Source organism: Citricoccus zhacaiensis (assembly GCF_014645315.1).
Taxonomy (GTDB): domain Bacteria; phylum Actinomycetota; class Actinomycetes; order Actinomycetales; family Micrococcaceae; genus Citricoccus; species Citricoccus zhacaiensis.
Genome location: NZ_BMLQ01000004.1, coordinates 103,472 through 123,339, shown reverse-complemented (window position 1 = coordinate 123,339; position 19,868 = coordinate 103,472). Strand labels below are relative to the sequence as shown.

Annotated in this window: 12 protein-coding genes and 1 pseudogene; 10 read left to right on the top strand and 3 right to left on the bottom strand. The window is 70.8% G+C overall.

Annotation, left to right across the window (positions count from 1 at the left end):
* Positions 1-14: 14 nt before the first annotated feature.
* On the bottom strand, positions 15-860 hold the full coding sequence (locus tag IEX49_RS07900; RefSeq protein WP_188805630.1) for an NYN domain-containing protein: 846 nt from the start codon (positions 858-860) through the stop codon (positions 15-17).
* A 189-nt stretch (positions 861-1,049) separates the two neighbouring features.
* Between IEX49_RS07900 and IEX49_RS07895 the strand changes: the two genes are divergently transcribed.
* The 6 genes and pseudogenes from IEX49_RS07895 (at position 1,050) to hemL (ending at position 8,928) form a co-directional block, all read left to right on the top strand.
* Positions 1,050-3,437 carry a trimethylamine N-oxide demethylase gene (locus IEX49_RS07895; protein WP_229672408.1) on the top strand — a complete coding sequence of 796 codons (2,388 nt, stop codon included), beginning with the start codon at positions 1,050-1,052 and terminating at the stop codon, positions 3,435-3,437.
* A 77-nt stretch (positions 3,438-3,514) separates the two neighbouring features.
* Positions 3,515-4,660, top strand: a complete 1,146-nt coding sequence (locus IEX49_RS07890) for a LolA family protein (RefSeq protein WP_188805629.1) — start codon at positions 3,515-3,517, stop codon at positions 4,658-4,660.
* Positions 4,661-4,700: 40 nt separating this feature from the next.
* A complete protein-coding gene (locus IEX49_RS07885; protein WP_188805628.1) occupies positions 4,701-5,681 on the top strand; it encodes an ABC transporter ATP-binding protein in 981 nt (326 codons plus the stop codon).
* Positions 5,671-6,521 (top strand): annotated as a pseudogene (locus IEX49_RS07880) (ABC transporter permease). The gene IEX49_RS07885 and the pseudogene IEX49_RS07880 overlap by 11 nt, the downstream one beginning before the upstream one ends.
* A 71-nt stretch (positions 6,522-6,592) precedes the next feature.
* Positions 6,593-7,579 carry a porphobilinogen synthase gene (hemB, locus tag IEX49_RS07875; protein ID WP_188805627.1) on the top strand — a complete coding sequence of 329 codons (987 nt, stop codon included), beginning with the start codon at positions 6,593-6,595 and terminating at the stop codon, positions 7,577-7,579.
* Positions 7,579-8,928, top strand: coding sequence for a glutamate-1-semialdehyde 2,1-aminomutase (gene hemL, locus IEX49_RS07870; RefSeq protein WP_188805626.1), 1,350 nt, complete (start codon positions 7,579-7,581; stop codon positions 8,926-8,928). The genes hemB and hemL overlap by 1 nt, the downstream gene beginning before the upstream one ends.
* Before the next feature lie 62 nt (positions 8,929-8,990).
* On the opposite strand, the gene IEX49_RS07865 is transcribed toward hemL, so the two are convergent.
* Positions 8,991-9,677 carry a 3'-5' exonuclease gene (locus tag IEX49_RS07865; protein WP_373286706.1) on the bottom strand — a complete coding sequence of 229 codons (687 nt, stop codon included), beginning with the start codon at positions 9,675-9,677 and terminating at the stop codon, positions 8,991-8,993.
* A gap of 174 nt (positions 9,678-9,851) precedes the next feature.
* Here IEX49_RS07865 and IEX49_RS07860 point away from each other — a divergent pair, with 174 nt between their 5' ends.
* From IEX49_RS07860 to IEX49_RS07850, 3 genes are all read left to right on the top strand, one after another.
* Positions 9,852-10,247 (top strand): MGMT family protein, encoded by a 396-nt coding sequence (locus IEX49_RS07860; RefSeq protein WP_188805625.1) that lies wholly within the window; start codon positions 9,852-9,854, stop codon positions 10,245-10,247.
* Positions 10,248-10,339: 92 nt separating this feature from the next.
* A complete protein-coding gene (locus IEX49_RS07855) occupies positions 10,340-13,687 on the top strand; it encodes an ATP-dependent helicase (protein WP_188805624.1) in 3,348 nt (1,115 codons plus the stop codon).
* The gene (locus tag IEX49_RS07850) at positions 13,675-17,163 is read left to right on the top strand and encodes an ATP-dependent helicase (protein ID WP_188805623.1); all 3,489 of its coding nucleotides are present in this window, start codon (positions 13,675-13,677) and stop codon (positions 17,161-17,163) included. The genes IEX49_RS07855 and IEX49_RS07850 overlap by 13 nt, the downstream gene beginning before the upstream one ends.
* A 32-nt stretch (positions 17,164-17,195) precedes the next feature.
* On the opposite strand, the gene IEX49_RS07845 is transcribed toward IEX49_RS07850, so the two are convergent.
* Positions 17,196-18,644, bottom strand: coding sequence for a phosphotransferase (locus tag IEX49_RS07845; RefSeq protein ID WP_229672406.1), 1,449 nt, complete (start codon positions 18,642-18,644; stop codon positions 17,196-17,198).
* A gap of 210 nt (positions 18,645-18,854) precedes the next feature.
* Between IEX49_RS07845 and nudC the strand changes: the two genes are divergently transcribed.
* Complete coding sequence (gene nudC, locus IEX49_RS07840; protein WP_188805621.1) at positions 18,855-19,865, top strand: NAD(+) diphosphatase; 1,011 nt, start codon at positions 18,855-18,857, stop codon at positions 19,863-19,865.
* Positions 19,866-19,868: the final 3 nt, after the last annotated feature.

The window sequence follows — 19,868 nt, the reverse complement described above, 5'->3', positions numbered from 1 at the left end:
CCGACCCGGGACGGTCACATCCGGTTCCTGCCTTGCTTGAGGCGGACCTGCATGCGGGAGTCGGACGTGCGGTGCTCGAGGTAGGGCTGTTCGGACACCAGGGTGCTCAGCTTCTGATGGCCGAAGTCACGGGGGTCGAAGTCCACGTGGGTGCGGCTCAGGTACTGTCCGACGCGGCTCAGGGAGGCCCAACCGTCGTCGCCGCTGGTGGCGTTGATGGCCTTGGCCAGGGCGCTCTCCAGGTTGATCCGCGCGCGGTCCTCGTCGAGGGCATCAGGTGCGGTGGGTGTGTCGACGACGACTGGACCGTCGGCAGTTCCATCGGCGGCATCGGTGTCGTTGTCGTTCGCGGCGCCGCCCCGGCGGCCCCGGCGAGTGGCCCGCCGGGACGGAGCGGAGTCCTCCTCCGGGGCACCCCCGATCAGCTCCAGGTAGATGAACTGGTCCACGGCATTGCGCAGGGACTCCGGGGTCTTGCGCTCGCCGAGGCCGATGACGCGTTTGCCGGATTCGCGTAGCCGGGTGGCCAGCCGGGTGAAGTCCGAATCGGAGGAGACGATGGCGAACGCCTCGACGTTGCCCATCCAGAGCAGGTCCATGGCGTCGATGATGAGGGCCGAGTCCGTGGAGTTCTTGCCCACGGTGTAGGAGAACTGCTGGGTGGGCTGGATGGCCAGCCGGTTCAGCTCGTTCTTCCAGCCGCTGAGCTGGTTGGTGGTCCAGTCCCCGTAGGCCCGTTTGATGGTCGGGGTGCCGTACGTGGCCAGCTCCTCCAAGACGGCCCCGGCATGGGTGGGGGAGACGTTGTCACAGTCGATCAGCACGGCGATGCGGGTGGTGGCGCTCGAGACGTCGGTCATGGTGTCACCGTACCCGGGACCCGCCGGGACCCGCCGGAATCTCAGGGACGGACGGCGCCGTTCCCCTCCATCGGCACAGGCGTCCTCCAGGGCCCTTACATGCGCACGGAATGTGGGCTACGGTGCGGGGAACGCCGCTACCGGACAGCGTCCCGACCATCGTTCAGACATCCCTGAGGAGGGATACCGGTGACTGCACCCCTCGATCTCACTGACCTGTCTTCACTCCCGCTCGATCTGGCCAGGCCGCGATTGGTGCAACCGGGGCTGCTGCCCGTGGTGCCGGGACACGAACGGTATTGGGTCCGCCCCGGCGGCGTGACCGCCCTGGAACTCGAGTCCGGGGACGAGCTCACCGTGGTGGACCGCTTCGGGGCCCAAGCCGCCGAACTGACCGTGCTGGGCAACGGCGGTGAGGACTTCTCTGCCCTCGGGTTGCGGGCCGATGCCCCGGCCACCGTGCTGGGCTCGCTCACCGAGGGTTCCGCCTTCGACAACGAACAGGTCGCCCGCGTGGTCACCGCCCTGGCCCTGCGCGGGTTGCGGCCGGACGCCGCCCACGGCGTTCGCCTGTTCGGCGGCTGGTCCCCGGCCGGGTCCCGGGAGACGTTCACGGCGCAGCGGCCGGTGACGGCCGTCGTCGGGAACCCCACCTGGGCCATGAACTTCGAGGAACAGAACCCGCCCTCGGACCTGATGATCGAGGTCCAGCGGGCGGACCCGTACCGGCCGCGGGAGATCGAGCTGCCCCCACCGCTGGCCGAGCCGGTCCTGGATGTGCGGATCGACCACAGCACGGCGATCGGCTACGAGGTCAAGAAGGGCGACTACATCCAGATCATCGATGTGGCCGGCCGCCAGTGCTCGGACTTCCTGGCCTTCGATGCGCGGGCCCTGCAGGAGGGACGCGAGCTGGGGCTGGACGCCAGCACCACCCGGCACATCGTGGGCCAGGCCTACGCCCAGCCCGGGCTGCACGGCAAGTTCTACAACCAGGACATGGACCCGCTGGTCTCGATCATCCGGGACACGGTGGGACGCCATGACGCCTTCACGCCGGCCTGCAACGCCAAGTACTACGAGGACTTCGGCTACCCGGGGCACGTGAACTGCACGGACAACTTCAACGGTCAGCTCAAGCGGTACTCGGTGGCCGCCCGGAAGTCCTGGCCGGCGCTGAACCTCTTCTACAACACCATGTTCGACGAGCACAACATGCTGGTGTTCGACGAGCCGTGGTCCCGCCCGGGGGACTACGTGATGATGCAGGCCCAGCAGGACCTGGTCTGCGCCTCCTCCGCCTGCCCCGATGACATCGACCCCTCCAACGGCTGGGTCCCCACCGACATCCACCTGCGCGTCTATTCCTCGGAGCGGAAATTCTCCATGGCCATCACCCACCGCACCAACCCCGACTCCGTGCCCAAGCTCACGCGCGAGACCGCCTTCCACGAGCGGACGAGTGCGCTGACGAAGCAGTTCACGGAGTACCGCAACTTCTGGCTGCCGACGCACTACGACGGCTACGGGCCCAAGGCCGAGTACTGGGCGTGCCGGGAGAAGGCCGCCGTGATGGACCTGTCTCCCCTGCGCAAGTTCGAGGTGATCGGCCCGGATGCCGAGGCGCTGCTGCAGTACTGCATGACGCGGAACATCCGCAAGCTCTCCGAGGGGCAGGTGGTCTACACGGCGATCTGCAACGACACCGGCGGCATGATCGACGACGCCACCGTGTTCCGCTGCTCCGACACCAACTTCCGGGTGATCCCCGGGGAGGACTACACCGGTGAGTGGATGCGGCAGGTGGCCACCGAGCGAGGCCTGGACCGGGTCTGGATCAAGGACTCCACGGACCAGCTGCACAACATCGCCGTGCAGGGCCCGGCCAGCCGCGACATCCTCAGGGATCTGATCTGGACCCCACCGCACCAGCCGGACTTCGACTCGGTGACCTGGTTCCGCTTCACGATCGGCCGGATCGGGGACCACCAGGGCACCCCCGTGATCGTGTCCCGCACGGGCTATTCCGGCGAGCTCGGCTACGAACTGTTCTGCCATCCCAGCCACGCCAACGCCGTGTGGGACGCGGTCTGGGAGGCGGGCCAGCCCCACGGGCTCACGCCACTGGGACTCGATGCGCTGGACATGCTGCGGATCGAGTCCGGGCTGGTCTTCGCCGGGTACGACTTCGACGACCAGATCGACCCCTTCGAGGCCGGCGTCGGCTTCACCGTGCCGCTGAAGACCAAGGAGGACGACTTCTCCGGCCGGGATGCTCTCCTCAGGCGCAAGGCGAACCCCCAGCGCAGGATGGTCGGCCTCGAACTGGCGGGCAACGAGCCCGCCGGGCACGGGGACACGGTGCACGTGGGCCGCTTCCAGGTCGGCGTGGTCACCTCCGCCACCCGGTCCCCGGTCCTGCGCAAGAACATCGCCCTGTGCCGGATGATGGTGGAGCACGCGGAGGTGGGTGCCGAGGTGGAGATCGGCAAGCTGGACGGCCAGCAGAAGCGGATCCCCGCCACCGTGGTGGCCACGCCCTTCTACGATCCGAAGAAGGAGAAGCCTCGCTCCTGAGGCCTGGGCCCCTCGCCACGGGCCCGGGGCCGGCGTAGCGTGGACGGGGAAGACGAATTCCTTAAGGTGGACCTCCCATGGCATCCCAGCAGCGCAACAAGTGGATCCCGGCCGTGGCGGCGCCGGTGATCGTGGGCGTGATCGCGTTCGGCGGGGGCCTGACGGCCAACGCCCAGACGGACCTGCCGGACCGGAGCGCCGAGGAGGTCCTGGCGTTGGCCGCGGGGCACCACGACACCTCCTTCTCCGGCACCGTCGAGGCCAGTTTCGCGCTGGGCCTGCCACCACTGCCGACGCGTCAGGGCCCGGAGCGGGGCGAACCGGAAGGGTCGAGTGCTGCCGGAGCTACCGGAGCTGTGCCGGAGGGCCTCGCCGAGGCATTCTCGCTGCTGTCCGGAACCCACGAGGCGCGCGTCTTCGCGGACGGTGCTGACCGGCTCCGGATGCAGGTCTTCGACGGCACGGACGAGCGCAACGTGGTGCGCAACGGACAAGAAGTCTGGGCCTACGACTCGGCGGAGGGCCGGGCCACGCAAGTCATCCTGCCGCAGGGACCCGACGGTGCGAGCACCGGCCACGGCATGGCGCGTGCCCCGGAAGGCGACATGACCCCGGAGCGGCTGGCCGAGAAGGCGCTGGCGGGACTGGATCCCACCACGGAGGTCACCGTGGGCGAGGACACCCGAGTCGCCGGCCGGGACGCCTACACGCTGCGGCTCGACCCGCGCACTCCGGACACGCTCGTCGAGGACGTCACCCTTGCCGTCGACGCCGCCACCGGTGCGCCGTTGAGCGTCCGCGTCCGGGCCGTGGGCCAGGAGGACCCGGCCATCAGCGTCGAATACACGAGCTATTCGACCGAGACCCCGGACGCCGGCCTGTTCGAGTTCACCCCGCCCGCGGGCGCCGAGGTCGAACGCGTCCGGCCCGACGGCGGCATGTGGCCTGATGCGCACCGTTCCGGTCCTCGGGGCGCCGGCGGACATCCGGCCGGCGGTGACGCCGTGCTCGGTTCCGGGTGGGACGCCGTCGCCGTCATCCCCGCTGAGAAGGTGCCCGCGGGCCTGACGGACTCGCCGCTCCTGGACCAGTACGCCATCGACTCCGCGGCGGGCCGAGTGCTGAGCACGCCGCTGGCCACGGTCCTGCTCGCCGACGACGGTCGGGTCCTCGCCGGTCCGGTCCCGCTCGAGCGCCTGCTCGATGTCGCCAGTTCCAGATGAGCACCGGGCGAGCTCCGCGTGAGCGGCCGGTGAGCCCAGGGTGAGCGCGTCCTACGCCGACGATGGCGAGGCCGAGTCGGCCATCCGTACCCGGGGACTGAGCAAACGGTTCGGCGCCCGGCTGGCCGTGGAGAGGCTGGACCTCGAGGTCCCACGCGGCTCCGTGTTCGGCTTCCTGGGCCCCAACGGCTCCGGCAAGACCACCACCATCAGGATGCTACTCGGCCTGGCCACGCCGAGTGGTGGGACGATGAGCGTGCTCGGCCGGCCCATGCCCCAGGCCGCCATGGAGGTCCTGCCGCGCATCGGGACCCTCGTGGAGGGCCCGGCGTTCTACCCCTACCTGACCGGGACGGCGAACCTGTTGCGCCTCGACGCCGCAAACCGGGCCACCGATCCCGCCACGCGCAAGCGGCGCATCGGCCGGGCCCTGGAACGGGTGGGCCTGGGGCAAGCGGCCGGGCTGGCCGTGCACGCCTACTCGCTGGGTATGAAGCAGCGCCTCGGGCTGGCCAACGCGCTGGCCTCCGAGCGTGAGCTGCTGATCCTGGATGAGCCGACCAACGGCCTGGACCCGCAGGGCACCCGGGAGGTCCGCCACCTCATCGGATCCCTGGCGGAGGGCGGGGCCACCGTCTTCGTCTCCAGCCACCTGCTCAGCGAGATTGAGCAGGTCTGCACCCATGCGGCCGTGGTGGGCCGTGGCCGACTGCTGGCCCAGGGGACGCTGGCCTCCCTGTTCGACGACGGCCCCCGCCGGATCCTCGTCCGCACCCGGGACGTCCCGCTCGCCGGGGACGTCCTGCGCGGTCTGGGCCTGATGCCGGTCGAGGAGGGCGTGCCCGCTCCGGGTGCCGGGACATTGCGCGCCCCGCTGGGCGAGGACGCGCCGGAGCCCGAGCGGATCGTCGCCGCGCTGGTGGCCGCCGGGGTCGGGGTGCGCGGCGTCGAGGTGGAGCACGCCAGCCTCGAGGACCGGTTCGTGGAGCTGACGGGGGAGGGGTTCGACGTTGAGCAGTGACTCCGAGAGCCAGGTCCGTCCCGTACGCACCGGGACGGCCCTGCTGGTCTCCGAACTGGGACTGCTCTTCCGGCGCCGGCGCACCTGGACGCTGCTGGCCGCACTGGCCGCGGTGCCCGTGCTCATGGGGGTGGCGGTGCGGGTGACGTCCGGACCACCGCAGGGCAGGGGCCCGGCCTTCCTGGACCAGGTGGCCGCCAGCGGCCTGTTCCTGGCGGTGGCCGCGGTCATGGTCTGCATGCCCTTCTTCCTCCCCTTGACCGTCGCCGTCGTGGCCGGGGACTCGATCGCGGGGAGGCCGCCCACGGTACCCTCCGGTACCTTCTGGTGGCCCCTGTCCGGCGGGCCGGGCTGTTGGCCGTGAAGTACGCGGTGGCGCTCGTCTTCTGCCTGGCCGCGGCGCTGGTGGTGGCCGCCGTCGGCGTGCTCACCGGGCTGGCGCTGTTCGGGACCGGACCGCTGGTGATGCCCTCGGGGATGACCATCACCTCGGCGGAGACGCTCGGCCGGATCGGGCTGATGGTGCTCTACGCGACCGTCTCCCTGAGCGGCCTGGGCGCGATCGCCCTCTTCGTCTCCACGCTGACGGACGTGCCCGTCGGGGCGATGGCCGCCGCCGTGGTGCTGACCATCGTGGCGCAGATCCTCGGTGCCCTGCCCCAGCTGGAGTGGCTGCACCCCTGGCTGTTCACCCATCACTGGATGGGCTTCGCGGACCTGCTGCGCTCGCCGCTCCTCTGGGACTCGTTCCGGGAGAACGCGCTGCTGCAGGCCGGCTACGTGGCCGTGTTCGGGGCGCTCGCCTACGGCCGTTTCACCACGAAGGACGTGTTGAGCTAGCTCAGTAGACTGGAACGGCACCGACCGACCCACGGACCGTCGCAGACTGCCGAGAAAATGCCGAGGTACCCATGTCCTTTCCCACTCACCGTCCGCGCCGACTGCGCCAGAACGCCGCGATGCGCCGACTGGTCGCGGAGACCAGGATCCATCCGGCGGACCTGATCCTTCCGGTGTTCGTGCGGGAGGGCATCACCGAGCCGGTTGCCCTGCAGTCCATGCCGGGAGTCGTCCAGCACACCCGGGACACCCTGAAGGCCGCGGCCGCCGAGGCCGCCGGTCTGGGCGTGGGGGGCATCATGCTCTTCGGCATCCCCGAGACCCGCGATGCCACCGGCTCGGCCTCCCTGGACCCGGACGGGGTGCTCAATGACGGCATCCGGGCGGTCAAGGAGGAGGTCGGCGACTCCATGGTCGTCATGTCCGACCTCTGCCTGGACGAGTTCACCGATCACGGACACTGCGGCGTCCTGACCGAGGGTGGGGCCGTGGACAACGACGCCACCCTGGAGATCTACGGCCGGATGGGCGTGGCCCAGGCGGAGGCCGGCGCCGACCTGGTGGGACCCTCCGGGATGATGGACGGCCAGGTGGCCGTCATCCGCCAGGACCTGGACGACGCCGGCCACCAGGACACCGGGATCCTCGCCTACGCCGCGAAATACTCCTCGGCGTTCTACGGTCCCTTCCGCGAGGCCGTCGACTCCCAGCTCACGGGTGACCGCAAGACCTACCAGATGGACCCCGCCAACCGCCGCGAGGCCCTGCTCGAGGTCTCCCTGGACCTGGACGAAGGTGCGGACATGGTCATGGTCAAGCCCGCCATGAGCTACCTGGACATCCTGCGGGACGTGGCAGACGCCTCTGATGTCCCCGTCTCCGCCTACCAGATCTCCGGAGAGTACGCGATGATCGAGGCCGCGGCGGCCAACGGCTGGATCGACCGCGACGCCGCCGTGATGGAGTCCGTGCTGTCCATCCGCCGGGCCGGGGCGGACACCGTGCTGACGTACTGGGCCACCGAGCTGGCCCGCTGGATCAAGGAAGGACGCCTCTGATGACCGAGACCACCTCGAACACCGCCAACAACGCTCCCACCACCAACGCCGCACTGTATGACGCCGCCCGTGCCGTGATCCCCGGGGGCGTGAATTCCCCGGTCCGCGCCTTCGGCTCGGTCGGCGGCGCCCCGGTGTCCATGGTGAAGGCCGCCGGCCCCTACCTGACCGACGCCGAAGGCCGCGAGTACGTGGACCTGGTGTGCTCCTGGGGCCCCATGCTGCTGGGGCACAACCACCCCGCCGTCGTGGACGCCGTCCACCGGGCCGTGGATGCCGGACTGTCCTTCGGCACCTCCACGCCGGACGAGCTGAGGCTGGCCGAGCTGATCGCCGGGAAGGTCCCCGTGGACCGCGTCCGCATGGTCTCCACCGGCACCGAGGCCACCATGACCGCCATCCGGCTGGCCCGTGGCGCCACCGGACGCAACCTCGTGGTGAAGTTCGCCGGCTGCTACCACGGCCACTCGGACGGCCTGCTCGCCGCTGCCGGTTCCGGGGTCGCCACCCAGTCCCTGCCCGGGTCCGCCGGGGTGACCGAGGCTCAGGCCGCGGAGACCCTGGTGCTGCCCTACAACGACCGCTCCGCCCTGGAGGAGGCCTTCACAGCCCGCGGGCAGGAGATCGCCGCCGTCATCACCGAGGCCGCCCCCTGCAACATGGGCGTGGTGACCCCGGAGGAGGGCTTCAACCAGTTCCTCCGCGGCCTCACCGAACGCCATGGCGCCCTGCTGATCTGGGACGAGGTGCTCACGGGCTTCCGTGCCTCGGAGGCCGGCTATTGGGGCCTGTCCGGGAAGGTCGAGGGTTGGACCCCCGACCTGTGGACCTTCGGCAAGGTCATCGGCGGCGGCATGCCGACCGCAGCCGTGGCGGGCCGCGCCGAGGTCATGGACCTGCTGGCTCCCCTGGGACCCGTCTACCAGGCGGGCACCCTGTCCGGGAACCCGGTGGCGATGGCTGCCGGCCTGGCCACGTTGCAGAACGCCACGGAGGAGGTCTACGGCACGCTGTCCCGGCGCTCGCAGGACCTGGAGCAGATGCTCGTGGGTGCCCTGACCGAGGCCGGGGTGGACCACTCGATCCAGCGGGCCGGGACCCTGTTCTCAGTGGCCTTCGGCACCTCGGCCGGCGGTGTCCACAACTACGCCGACGCCCAGGCCCAGGACACCTTCCGGTACGCACCGTTCTTCCACGCCATACTGGAGCACGGGGTCTACCTGCCACCGAGCGTCTTCGAGGCCTGGTTCGTCTCCTCCGCCCACGACGACGCCGCCATGGAGCGGATCGCCGCCGCCCTGCCGCACGCGGCCCGGGCCGCGGCCGCCGCGACCGCTCCGACCTCCTAGGGCTCGCCGATCTCCCAGGATGAGGTCCAGGGTGAGGACCAGGTCGAGGACGCGGACGGGCCCTACCGCAGCTGCACGGGCCAGTCGCCGTTGATCACGGCGGCGGGGTCCTTGCGGCGCAGGTAGTCCTGGAAGCTGGCGGCCTGCTCGGCCTTCCAGCGCACCTGGAGCGAGTGGAGCTCATCCAGTCCGACCTGCAGGGCCGCGTACTTGACCGCCAGGCTGTCCGCCACGCCGACGGCCGCCAGTGAGTCCGCCGCGGAGGTGTGCGCGTCCAGCAGGGTCACGCCGTAGTGGGCACAGACATCGGTCAGAGTACGTTTGCCCTTGCGGTAGCGGTCCACCTGCTTGTCGATAACGAACGGGTCGATGATCCACTGGTTCTGCAGCGGCTCCAGGCCACGGCGGGCGAGCTCACGGTCCATGACGGTGAAGTCGTAGCAGGCGTTGAACGCGATGACCGGGATCCCGGCATCGAAGAAGTCCCGCAGGGTGTCAGCGATCTCCACAACGGCCTGCTCCGCGGGCATGCCCTCGGCCTGGGCCCTCTCGGTGCTCACCCCGTGGACGGCGGCGGCCTCCTCCGGGATCGGCACGCCCGGGTCCACCAGCCACTCGTAGCTGGCGGCGAGGTTGCCGTGCGGATCGACCACTACGAGGGAGGCGGTCACGATGAGGGCCTCGTTGGGGTCCCGGCCGGTGGTCTCCAGGTCGAAGCCGACACGGATCTGCTGGTGCCAGGGCAGCACCGCGACGGCCGCCTGGGCTGCCTGGACGGTGGAGTCCGAGACCGGCGCGGAGACCGGCACGTCGGTGGGGGAGGATGCTGTTACGTCGCTCACGCCATCACGGTACCGCGTGGCACGGACGCCCTACACGCGCAACGCGGCCCGCTGTGGACAGGTCCGGCAGAATGGACACCCGTGGGCACCTTTCCCGACCTTCCCCCCGGACCGTATGAGCTCTCTGAGGCCCTGATCCTGGCTGCCCAACTCGTCCCGCCGGGCCTTGCCGTGAGCTATGGGGGACTGGCCGGGCTGCTGGGTGCCGGCGGGCCGCGCCAGGCCGGCCGGGCGATGTCCCAGGCGCCCGACGGGACCTGCTGGTGGCGGATCGTGCGCGCCGATGGTTCCCTGCCGGCGTCGTTGTCCGCGCGGGCGGCGCCGCACTACGCCGCGGAGGGCACACCGCTGAAGGGGCAGGCTGCCGGTCCTCCCGACGCCGGCCCGCGCCCGAGCGTGGACCTTGCCCGGGCGCGGTGGTTGCCGGACCAGGCTGCGAGGGCGGTGCTCGCGGAGCTGAAGGCCCGACTGGGCTGATCCGTGGGTTGATCAGTGGGGGTGCGGGGTCACCAGCCAGATTGACCAGTGTGGTTAGTCAAGTTGTCCGGGGCGGCTGGTTGAATGAAGACATGTCCCCCGAAGCGCAGCATGACGGCCTCCGCCTGACCGCACCGAAGCAGGTCCAGGCCGAGGCCTTCAGCCCCGATGGTGACCAACAGCAGGTCCTGGACCTGGCTCCGGGGCACGGCGCGGTCCTGGTCCTCGGCGGACCCGGCACCGGACGCAGTACCCTCGCGGTGGAGTACGCGGCGCGGCGCATCGAGGCCGGGCTGGACCCCTCCCGGCTGCTGGTGCTGGCCCCGACCCGTCAGGCGTCGGCCCGCCTGAGGGACGCCCTGTCCGTGCGGCTGGACCAGGCCGGCCGGGGCACCCGTGCGGCCACGCCCGTGCGGACCTGGGCGGCGTATGCCTTCGACCTCATCCGCCGGGCCCGGACGGCCGGGTTCCTGCCGACGGTCGAACGGACCCCGCGGCTGCTCTCCGGCGCAGAGCAGGACACGGTGATCGCGGAACTGCTGGAGTCCTACGCCTCCGGGGAGCGCGGCGGCCCGGACTGGCCCGAGGACCTGTCCGAGGCGGTGACCACCCGCGGGTTCCGCAAGGAGGTCCGCGAGCTGATCGACCGCACCAGCGAATATGGGATCGAGCCCGGGCAGCTGGAGGACCTGGGCGGCCAGCACCGCCGTCCCGAGTGGACGGCCGCCGCCGTGCTCCTGCAGGACTACCGGGACCGGCTGGACCTCGGGATGAGCGAGGCCTTCGACCCGGCCGGACTGATCACCACGGCCTCCCGCCTGTTGGAGGACTTCCCCGAGCTGCTGGACGCCGAGCGGGGAAGCCTGCCAGTGCTGGTGATCGATGACCTGCAGGAGGCGACCCCCGCCGTGCACCGCCTCATCCGGGTCCTCGGCGCCGGTCAGGACGTCATCGCGACGGCCAGCCCGGACACCGTGGTCCAGGGCTTCCGCGGCGCCCGGCCGGATCTCGTCCGCGACTACCCGGAGTGCCTGGCCACCGCCCAGCGGCCCGGCCGCACCCTGACCCTCACCACGGGCCACCGGATGGGCGGGGGAGTGCTGGCGGCCTGGCAACGGGTGGCCCGCCGGATCCCGGCCCTGCCCGGCACACTGGCGCTGCGGCAGGAGCTCCTGCCGTCCCCGCCGGAGCCCCGTCAGGAGGCCGAGGCCACGGCACACGTGGTGGCCTCGCCCCCGCACGAGCAGCTCCTGGTGCTCCAACAGGTGCTGCACCTGCACCACCGCGGAGGGGTTCCCCTCGGGGACATGGCCGTCATCGCCCGCTCGGGGCCGCTCGTCGCCGAACTCGGGCGGTACCTGGAAGCTGAGGGCATCCCCGTCAACCGCTCCGTGACGGACACCGTGCTCAAGACCGAGCCCGCCGTGACGCCCCTGCTCTCCCTGCTGAGGACCGTCTCCACCCCGGCCGGGGAGCCAGACTCGGTGCTGGACCTGGACCGGGCGCTGTGGCTGGCCGGCGGCAGCTACGGCGGGGCGACGGCCCTGCAACTCCGCCAACTGCGCCAACGCCTGCTGCAGGACGAACGAGCGGCCGGCGGCACCCGGTCCAGCACCGAGCTGCTGCTGCAGGCCTTCGAAGATCCGGAGTTGCTGGCGGACCACCCCGTCCCGGGGGCCGGCGTGCTGCGACTGGCCCGGATGGTCTCCGCCGGCCGGACCGCCGCAGCGGACCCGGCGGCCACCGCCGAGACCGTACTGTGGGCCGTGTGGGCGGCTTCGGACCGGCCCGCGCGCTGGGAACGGGAGGCCGTGACCGGGACCGGTCCCGCGGCCCGGCGCGCCGACCGGGACCTGGACGCCGTCGTCGGGCTCTTCCAGGCGGCCGAACGCTATGTGGACCAGTTTCCGGGGGCGTCCCCGCTGGCCTTCGCCGACTACATGGAAGCCCAGGACCTGCCGATGGACTCCCTGGCCTCGACCGCCGTCCAGGAGGGGTCCGTGTCCGTGGTGACCCCGGCCTCCGCGGCCGGGAGGGAATGGGACGTGGTGATCATCGCGGGACTGCAGGACGGCATCTGGCCCAACACCCGCCTGCGTGGACAGCTGCTCGGTGCCACGGACCTCGCCGATGTCGCCCAGGGCAAGACCACCCGCATGGACCACCGATCCCGGATGGCCGAGGTGCGCCAGGATGAGCTGCGCAGCTTCGCGACCGCCGTCTCTCGAGCCCGGGAACGCGTCATCGGCATCGCCGTGTCCTCGGAGAACCACCAGCCCTCCGACTTCCTCGATCTCGTCGAGCCCTGGAGGGACGTGGAGAATGAACGGCCCCTGACGGACGTGCCCCGCCCCCTCACCGCGGGTGCCCTGGTGGCCGGGCTACGCCGCGAGCTGGAGCAGGAGGCCACCACCGGCCTGCAGGAACGTTCGCAGGAGCCCGGTACGGTGGCCGCCGTCAGCGTGACCGGACACGGCACGGTGCCAGCGGGGACGGAACCGGCGGACGACGTCGGCCCGCCGGCCCGGGTGCGAGCGGCCGCCTCGGCCCTGTCCCGGCTGGCGGAGGAGGGGATCCGCGGGGCGGATCCCGACGATTGGTGGGGGCTGCTGCCCCTGTCCACCGAGCAGCCGCTCGTGGACACCACCCTCACAGCGGTGCCGGTGTCGCCCTCGCGGGTCGAATCGGCCCTGAAGTCACCGTTGAACTGGTTCATCTACCAGGCCGGCGGTCAGGCCGGAACCACCCAGGCCCAATCCATCGGCACCTTCATCCACGCCATCGCGGAGCGCCACCCGGACGGCCCCGCCGAGGACCTCCTGGCCGAGCTGGAACGCCGGCTGCCGGACCTCGGCCTGGAACCGGGATGGGAGGCGGAGCGGGTGGCCGCCGACGCGCGGCGCATGATCGGCTACTTCGTCGGATATCTGCGCCAGATGGAGCAGGACGGCCGGTCGCGGGTCGCCGTGGAGCACCAGTTCCACCAGGAGCTGGAACGTGACGGGCTGCGGGTCCAGATCAACGGCATCATCGACCGGCTGGAGAAGGACTCCGAGGGCCGGCCCTACGTGGTGGACCTCAAGACCGGCAAACGCGCACCCTCGAACGACGAGCTGCAGGAGTTGCCCCAGCTGGGCGTCTACCAGGCGGCCATCGCCGCGGGGGCCCTGCCGGCGGAGGACTTCGTCAGGCCCACCGAACCGGGTGGGGCAGCACTGGTCCAGCTGCGCACCACCAACAAGAGCGTCAAGATCCAAGGCCAGCCCGCGTTGGACCCGGGTCAACAGTGGGCGATCGAGCAGATCTTCACGGCGGCCCGCGCCATGATCGGGCCCCGGTACCTGGCGATCCACGGTGGTGCGGACAACCCCGGTTGTGCCCTTCCCGCCATCTGCCCGATCCACAGCAACGGAAGGCAAACCACCGAATGGCACCGATGAGTCCGGACGTGCGCACCGCCCGGTACAGCCCGGAGGAGCTGTCCCGGCTGTTGGGACAGCATGAGCCCACCGCCGAGCAGGCAGCCGTGATCACCTCACCCCTGGAGCCCCGGCTCGTGGTGGCGGGGGCCGGCTCCGGCAAGACTGCGACCATGTCCGACCGGGTGGTGTGGCTCGTGGCCAACGGCTTCTCCGCCCCGGACCAGGTGCTCGGCGTGACCTTCACCCGCAAGGCCGCCGGCGAGTTGGCCCAACGCATCAACCGCAAGCTCGATCTGCTGGTCGAATCGGGCCTGGACCTGTCCCCGGTGGCCTCCGACGCCGAGACCGAGGACGGACTGACGACGGAGGGGCCCGCCCGGGCCAGCGTCTCCACCTACCACTCCTATGCGAACACGCTCGTGCGGGACCACGGGATGCGCATCGGCCTGGAACCGGACACCGGCATGATCGGTGAGGCCCAGTCATACCAGCTGGTGTCCCGCATCGTGCGCGCCTACGAGGGCGACCTCGGCTTCGCGAACATCCCGGCCTCCACCCTGGTGAGGGGGACCATCAAGCTGGCCGCGGACTGTGCCGAGCACCTCGTGGAACCGGACGAGGTCGAGAGGTGCCTGGCCGAGAAGCAGGTCTTCGGCGAGAACCTGCCGTTCAGCGAGAAGGCCGTCGAGGGCAGCAACGCCACGGTGGCCTCGGTGTTCACCATGCTCCGGCTGCGCCGGGTGATGTCCGAACTCGTGGTCGCGTACCGCCAGGCCAAGCTCGACGCCGGCGTCATGGACTTCGGCGATCTGGTCCGGTACGCCGCGCGGATCGCCCAGGAGGTCCCCGCCGTCGGGGAGATCGAACGCTCCCGCTACCGGGTGGTGCTCCTGGACGAGTTCCAGGACACCTCCCATGCCCAGCTGGAGCTGTTCCGCGGGTTGTTCGGGGTGGACGGTCACCCCGTCACCGCCGTCGGCGACCCCAACCAGTCCATCTACGGTTTCCGCGGGGCCTCCGCCGGTCAGCTGTTCTCCTTCCCGCACAGCTTCTCGGTACCCGGCCCGGAGGGTGCGGCGGGCCCGGCGCCCGTCAGTTACCTGACCACGGCGTGGCGCAACTCCCTCACCGTGCTCGCGGCGGCCAACACGGTGGCGGACCCCCTCCGCAGCGAGCCGGTGGGCGGGATCCAGGTGAAGCCGCTGGAGCCGTCGCCGGTGGCCGTCGAGGGCGAGGTCCGGGCCTCCTGGCTGCCGGACTCCGAGCAGGAGGCCGCGGCCGTCGTCGCCGCCCTGAAGGAGGCCGCACGCCAGGACCTGCCGGTGGCGAAGCGGCCCACGCGGGCGATCCTGTGCCGCACCCGCAGCCAGTTCGAACCGCTCATGGAGACCATGGACGCCGCCGGCGTGCCCTATGAGGTCCTCGGGCTGTCCGGGCTGCTCTCCGTGCCCGAGGTGGCGGACCTCATCGCCGTGCTGCAGGTCATCTCCGATCCCAGCCGGTCCGACCACCTGATGCGCCTGCTGGCCGGTGCCCGCTGGCGCATCGGTGCGGCCGACCTGGTGGTGTTGCAGGAGCGGGCCGCGATGCTCGCCCGCACCCGGCGCCGCAGCCCCGGGGAGCCCGACGGCGGCGAGGCGCCCGAGCAGGACACCTCACCGGAGGAGGACGCCGAGTCCTCCTCCCTGATCGAGGCCCTGGACTGGCTCCCGGACCCCCACTGGACAAGCCGGACGGGACGGAGCTTCAGCGCCCGGGGCCGGGAGCGGCTGGAGCGGCTGTCACGGGAACTGCGCTACCTCGCCGGGCAGACCGGGCTGGACCTGACCGCCCTGATCCGGCTGGTCGAGTCCACCCTTGGACTCGACATCGAGGTCGCCGCCCGGCCGGGACAGTCCGGAGTCACCGCCCGTCGGCACCTGGATGCCTTCCTGGACGCGGCCCGGGACTTCACCAACGGCGCCGCCGAAGGGTCCGGCTCAGACCTCACGGCGTTCCTGGCCTGGCTCGAGGCCGCCGAGGAACGCGAGAAGGGCCTGGGCATCACCGGCGTGGAACCCCGCCATGATGCCGTCCAGCTGCTCACGGCCCACGCCTCCAAGGGGCTGGAATGGGACATCGTGGCCGTGCCAGGGCTGGTGGACGGGCAATTCCCCGGCAAGACCTTCGACACCTGGACCTCCGAGCGCTCCGGGCACCTGCCCTGGGACCTACGGGGCGACCGGCACAGTCTCCCGCAGTGGAACACCGATTGGGAGAACCAACGGGACTGGGCCGGGCACGCCGTCGGGTGGTTCCTCAAGGGCCAGAAGGAGAACTACCCGGATTCCTACAAGGACAGTGCCGCCGTGCACCACCTCCAGGAGGAGCGGCGTCTGGCCTACGTGGCCTTCACCCGGGCCAGGACGCTCCTGCTGCTCAGCGGCAGCCACTGGCGCGGTGTCACCAAGACCCCGTCCACGCCGTCTCCGTTCCTGCAGGAACTCATCGACTCCAGCCGGGTCCACCTCACCACCGGCCCCTGGGCGGATCCGTCCGAGGCCGGGGAGGAGAACCCCTTCGCCGAGCGTAGGCTGTCCGCCTGGTGGCCCTTCGACCCGTTGGACGGCCCCGAGGTCCTGGTCATGGACCCCGCGGCCCCCGACGACCTCGACCGGGCGACGGCCCTGCCACCGAGGGCTCGTCCCCGCAGGGCGGCGCTGGAGACGGCGGCCGGCTGGGTGCGGGACGCCGATCCGCTGCGGGTTGAAGCCGACCAGACCGCGGCCGGCGGTGGTGAGTCGGCCGGCGACCTGGCCCGTCAGGTGGAATGGGTCCTCGAACGGTCCACCCCGGTGAACCACCGTGGGAACCTCGTCGAGCTGCCCAGCCACGTCAGTGCCTCGACGTTCGTGGAGATGGCCAACGATCCCGAGGCCCTGGCCCGTCAACTCCGGCGGCCGATGCCCCGTCCACCAGCCCATGCCGCACGACGGGGGACGGCCTTCCATGCCTGGGTGGAGGACCATTTCGGAAGCACCGGCATGCTGGACTTCGACGACCCGGAGGACTCGGCGGACCATTGGGTGGAGGATGCCCTGGACCTGGAGCCGATGAAGCAGAGCTTCCTGGCCAGCCGTTGGGCGGACAGGGCGCCTGCGTACATCGAGCCGCCGGTGGAGACCACGGTCGGGGGAGTCACCCTGCGTGGCCGGATCGATGCCGTGTTCCGCGAGGGTGGTTCACCTCAGGAGCCGAACGATCCGCAGGCGCGATGGGAGCTCGTCGACTGGAAGACCGGCGCGGTACCCTCGGGCCGGGACCTGGAGGTCAAGTCCCTGCAGCTGGCCGTCTACCGGCTGGCCTGGTCACGGCTGCACAGCATCCCGCTGGAGCACATCAGTGCCTGCTTCGTCTACGTGGCGCACGGAACGGAACGGGCCCTGCACAACCTGGCCGGGGAGGCTGAGCTCGAGGCAATCCTGGCGCGGGCCGTCATGTCCCAGCGTGACTGATCCACGTCTCTGCCGGGCCGGTCTTCACCGGTTCAGGACGGGTCCGTGGCCCGGCGGATGTCGAGTTGCCGGACCTCGTCCAGGTCCAGGGCCGTCGTCGGGGGCCCCTGCTTGTGGGGCGCCGTGGCATGGCTCCCGGAAAAGCCCCGTTCAGAATCGTCGTCCTCGGCATCGCCCTGTTCTTCGGCGTGCTTCTGCACCTCGGTGCTGCTCACATCCTCAGCGTCTTCAGGGTCGTCAGCGTCTTCAGGGTCGTCCGGGTCTTCAGCATCGTCCGGGCCTACGGCCTCGCTCGGTTGGCTGGCCTCGGCCTCATCTGCCGCCAACTCGTCCGGCGCCAGCTTATCCTCCGAGTCATCCGATGCCGCGCCATGGGCCACCGACTGATCTCCACCAGGCGCTTCATCGGTGCCGTCCTGCTCGGGGGAGCGTGCGTGATCCATGATGATGGCGTCGTCGTCGTCGGCGCCTTCCCCGGTGTCTTCATCGTCAGCAGGATCATCGATGCCGGTAGCGGCAACGCCCTGACGATGCGCAGCGGGTTCCACAGCGGGTGCAGCGCTGATGACCTGCCCGCCGTGTTCCTCCACATCCGCCTCCAGTTCCTGCAACATGGCCTCGGCCTCGGCGGCCATCTCCTCGTCATCGGCGGCGATGCCCCGGACGAGCCATTGGGCCAGGGCGAACTCGGCCGCCAGGACGGCCCGGCGCAACAGGTGCCCGTCCTGGACGGTCCCCCCGGACCGGTGCTGCCAGTAGGCCTTGACCACCTGGTCCGTGAACTCCTGGTTCCCGGAGGACGCCAGCCAGGCGAAGTCCTCGGCCGGATCGCCGATGTGCAGATCGGTCCACCCGGTCACCGACACCAGCCGGCCCTGGTCCACGAGCAGGTTGTCCTCGTGCAGGTCTCCGTGGGCCACCACGGGGGAGAACTCCCAGAGCTCCATCTCCTCCAGCGCGTTCTCCCAACGACGCAGCAGTATGGCGGGAATGCGGCCCGTGGTCGCGGCCTGGTCCAGCTCATTGAGGCGGCGCTGGCGGAACTGGTCCGCGGTGTAGACGGGAAGGTCGGCGTTCTCGACGACGGCGGCCGGCAGCGCGTGCACCGCGGCGATCACCCGCCCGATGTCATCGGGAGTCTTGCCGCCGAGCTCGGTGAGGTCCTCGAGCTCCATCTCCTCGCCCGGCATGTCGTGGTAGACGAAGGTGCGCATGCCATCGAGGCGAACCGCCCCGGCCACAGACGGCACCCGGAACGGCAGTCCGGCGCGGATGCCGGGCGTGAAGCCGGACAGCACCTGCAGCTCGGTCTCCAGCCGCATCGCCGCCTCCTCGTGGAGGGGGGACCGCACCCGCCACCGGCTTCCCTGGCGGTCGAAGACGACGGCGGCCGAGAAGTCCCGGGGATCGTCCGGGGAGCCGACCACACCGGTCGGGGACAGATCGGGGATGGCGGCGCTGGCCAAGGCAGCAAGTTCCATGGGCGTACGGTTCACATCCACCACCGTACTTTCCCGCCCCGGCAGCAGAGGGGCTCAGGTGCGGCGAGTCGCCGAATGACCGGCCGTGGCGGAGGCCGCCGTGATGTGCCGCGGCGATGAGCCGCGGTGGTTCCAGCGGGACTCGGCCCTGTTCCACAGCCACTGCCGGATCGACGCAACGGTGTCCGCACTGGGCGGTACCGTGGAGGCATGCGTACCTCGGACGAAATCCTTCCCGCCCTCGGCCGGCTTCCCCTGGCTCGGGAGAATGTGGACCGGGGTTGCGAGGAACGGGCCCGCGAGGGATGGCTGGAACAGGTCTGGGAACAGCCGGAAGCTCGCGTGCTGTGGTTGGTCGGCGGTCGTGCGCCCGTTCTCGGCGGTCATCTGGTCCTGGTCCGACCAGACGGTGAGCTGCCGGATGGTGCCGTGTACCTCGGCCGTTCGGCCGCCGGCGTCGAGCATGACGCCGACGGGAGCGATCAGGAGACACAGCCCCGGGCCGAACTGATCCTGCTGGTCGCCGATGAGCAGCCCAACCTCACGGAGGGCGAGGCCGGAGGCCGGCCGGTGGACCAGCCGGAACAGGTCGCCTGGGTCGGCCTGCGGGACGCGGCGGCGGCCCTGACAGACCGGGACGCCGGGGTCTTCGTGGAGGCCGTGGCGATCGCCAACTGGCATGCCGGGCACACGCATTGCCCGCGGTGCGGCACCCCGACCGCGATCACCCAGTCGGGCTGGGTCCGGGTGTGCCCGCAGGACCGCTCGGAGCACTTCCCGCGCACGGACCCGGCCATCATCGTGACGGTCACTGACCGGGATGACCGTGTGCTTCTGGGCAACAATGCCGCCTGGGGACCTGCGATGTACTCGACCTTGGCCGGCTTCGTGGAGCCGGGGGAGTCGCTCGAGGCAGCGGTCGTCCGTGAGGTCCACGAGGAATCGAACCTGCGCATCCATTCACCCGTGTACCTGGGATCGCAGCCGTGGCCGTTCCCGCAGTCCCTCATGCTGGGCTACACAGCGGTGACGGACCATCCTGACGAGGCCGACGCGGACCGGGACGAGGTGGCCCACGTGCGGTGGTTCACGCGAGAGGAGCTGGAGGAGACGGTGGCCAGCGGAGACATCACCATCCCCGGGGCCGCCTCCATCTCCCGCGCCCTGATTGAACACTGGTTCGGCGGACCACTGCCCGAACCGCGCACTCTGCAGAACTGAACG

Excerpts from the sequence above, each read along its gene's own strand:
- IEX49_RS07900 (WP_188805630.1), bottom strand. The coding sequence starts at position 860 with ATGACCGACGTCTCGAGCGCCACCACCCGCATCGCCGTGCTGATCGAC.
- IEX49_RS07890 (WP_188805629.1), top strand. The coding sequence starts at position 3,515 with ATGGCATCCCAGCAGCGCAACAAGTGGATCCCGGCCGTGGCGGCGCCG.
- hemB (WP_188805627.1), top strand. The coding sequence starts at position 6,593 with ATGTCCTTTCCCACTCACCGTCCGCGCCGACTGCGCCAGAACGCCGCG.
- hemL (WP_188805626.1), top strand. The coding sequence starts at position 7,579 with ATGACCGAGACCACCTCGAACACCGCCAACAACGCTCCCACCACCAAC.
- IEX49_RS07855 (WP_188805624.1), top strand. The coding sequence starts at position 10,340 with ATGTCCCCCGAAGCGCAGCATGACGGCCTCCGCCTGACCGCACCGAAG.
- IEX49_RS07850 (WP_188805623.1), top strand. The coding sequence starts at position 13,675 with ATGGCACCGATGAGTCCGGACGTGCGCACCGCCCGGTACAGCCCGGAG.
- IEX49_RS07845 (WP_229672406.1), bottom strand. The coding sequence starts at position 18,644 with ATGGAACTTGCTGCCTTGGCCAGCGCCGCCATCCCCGATCTGTCCCCG.
- nudC (WP_188805621.1), top strand. The coding sequence starts at position 18,855 with ATGCGTACCTCGGACGAAATCCTTCCCGCCCTCGGCCGGCTTCCCCTG.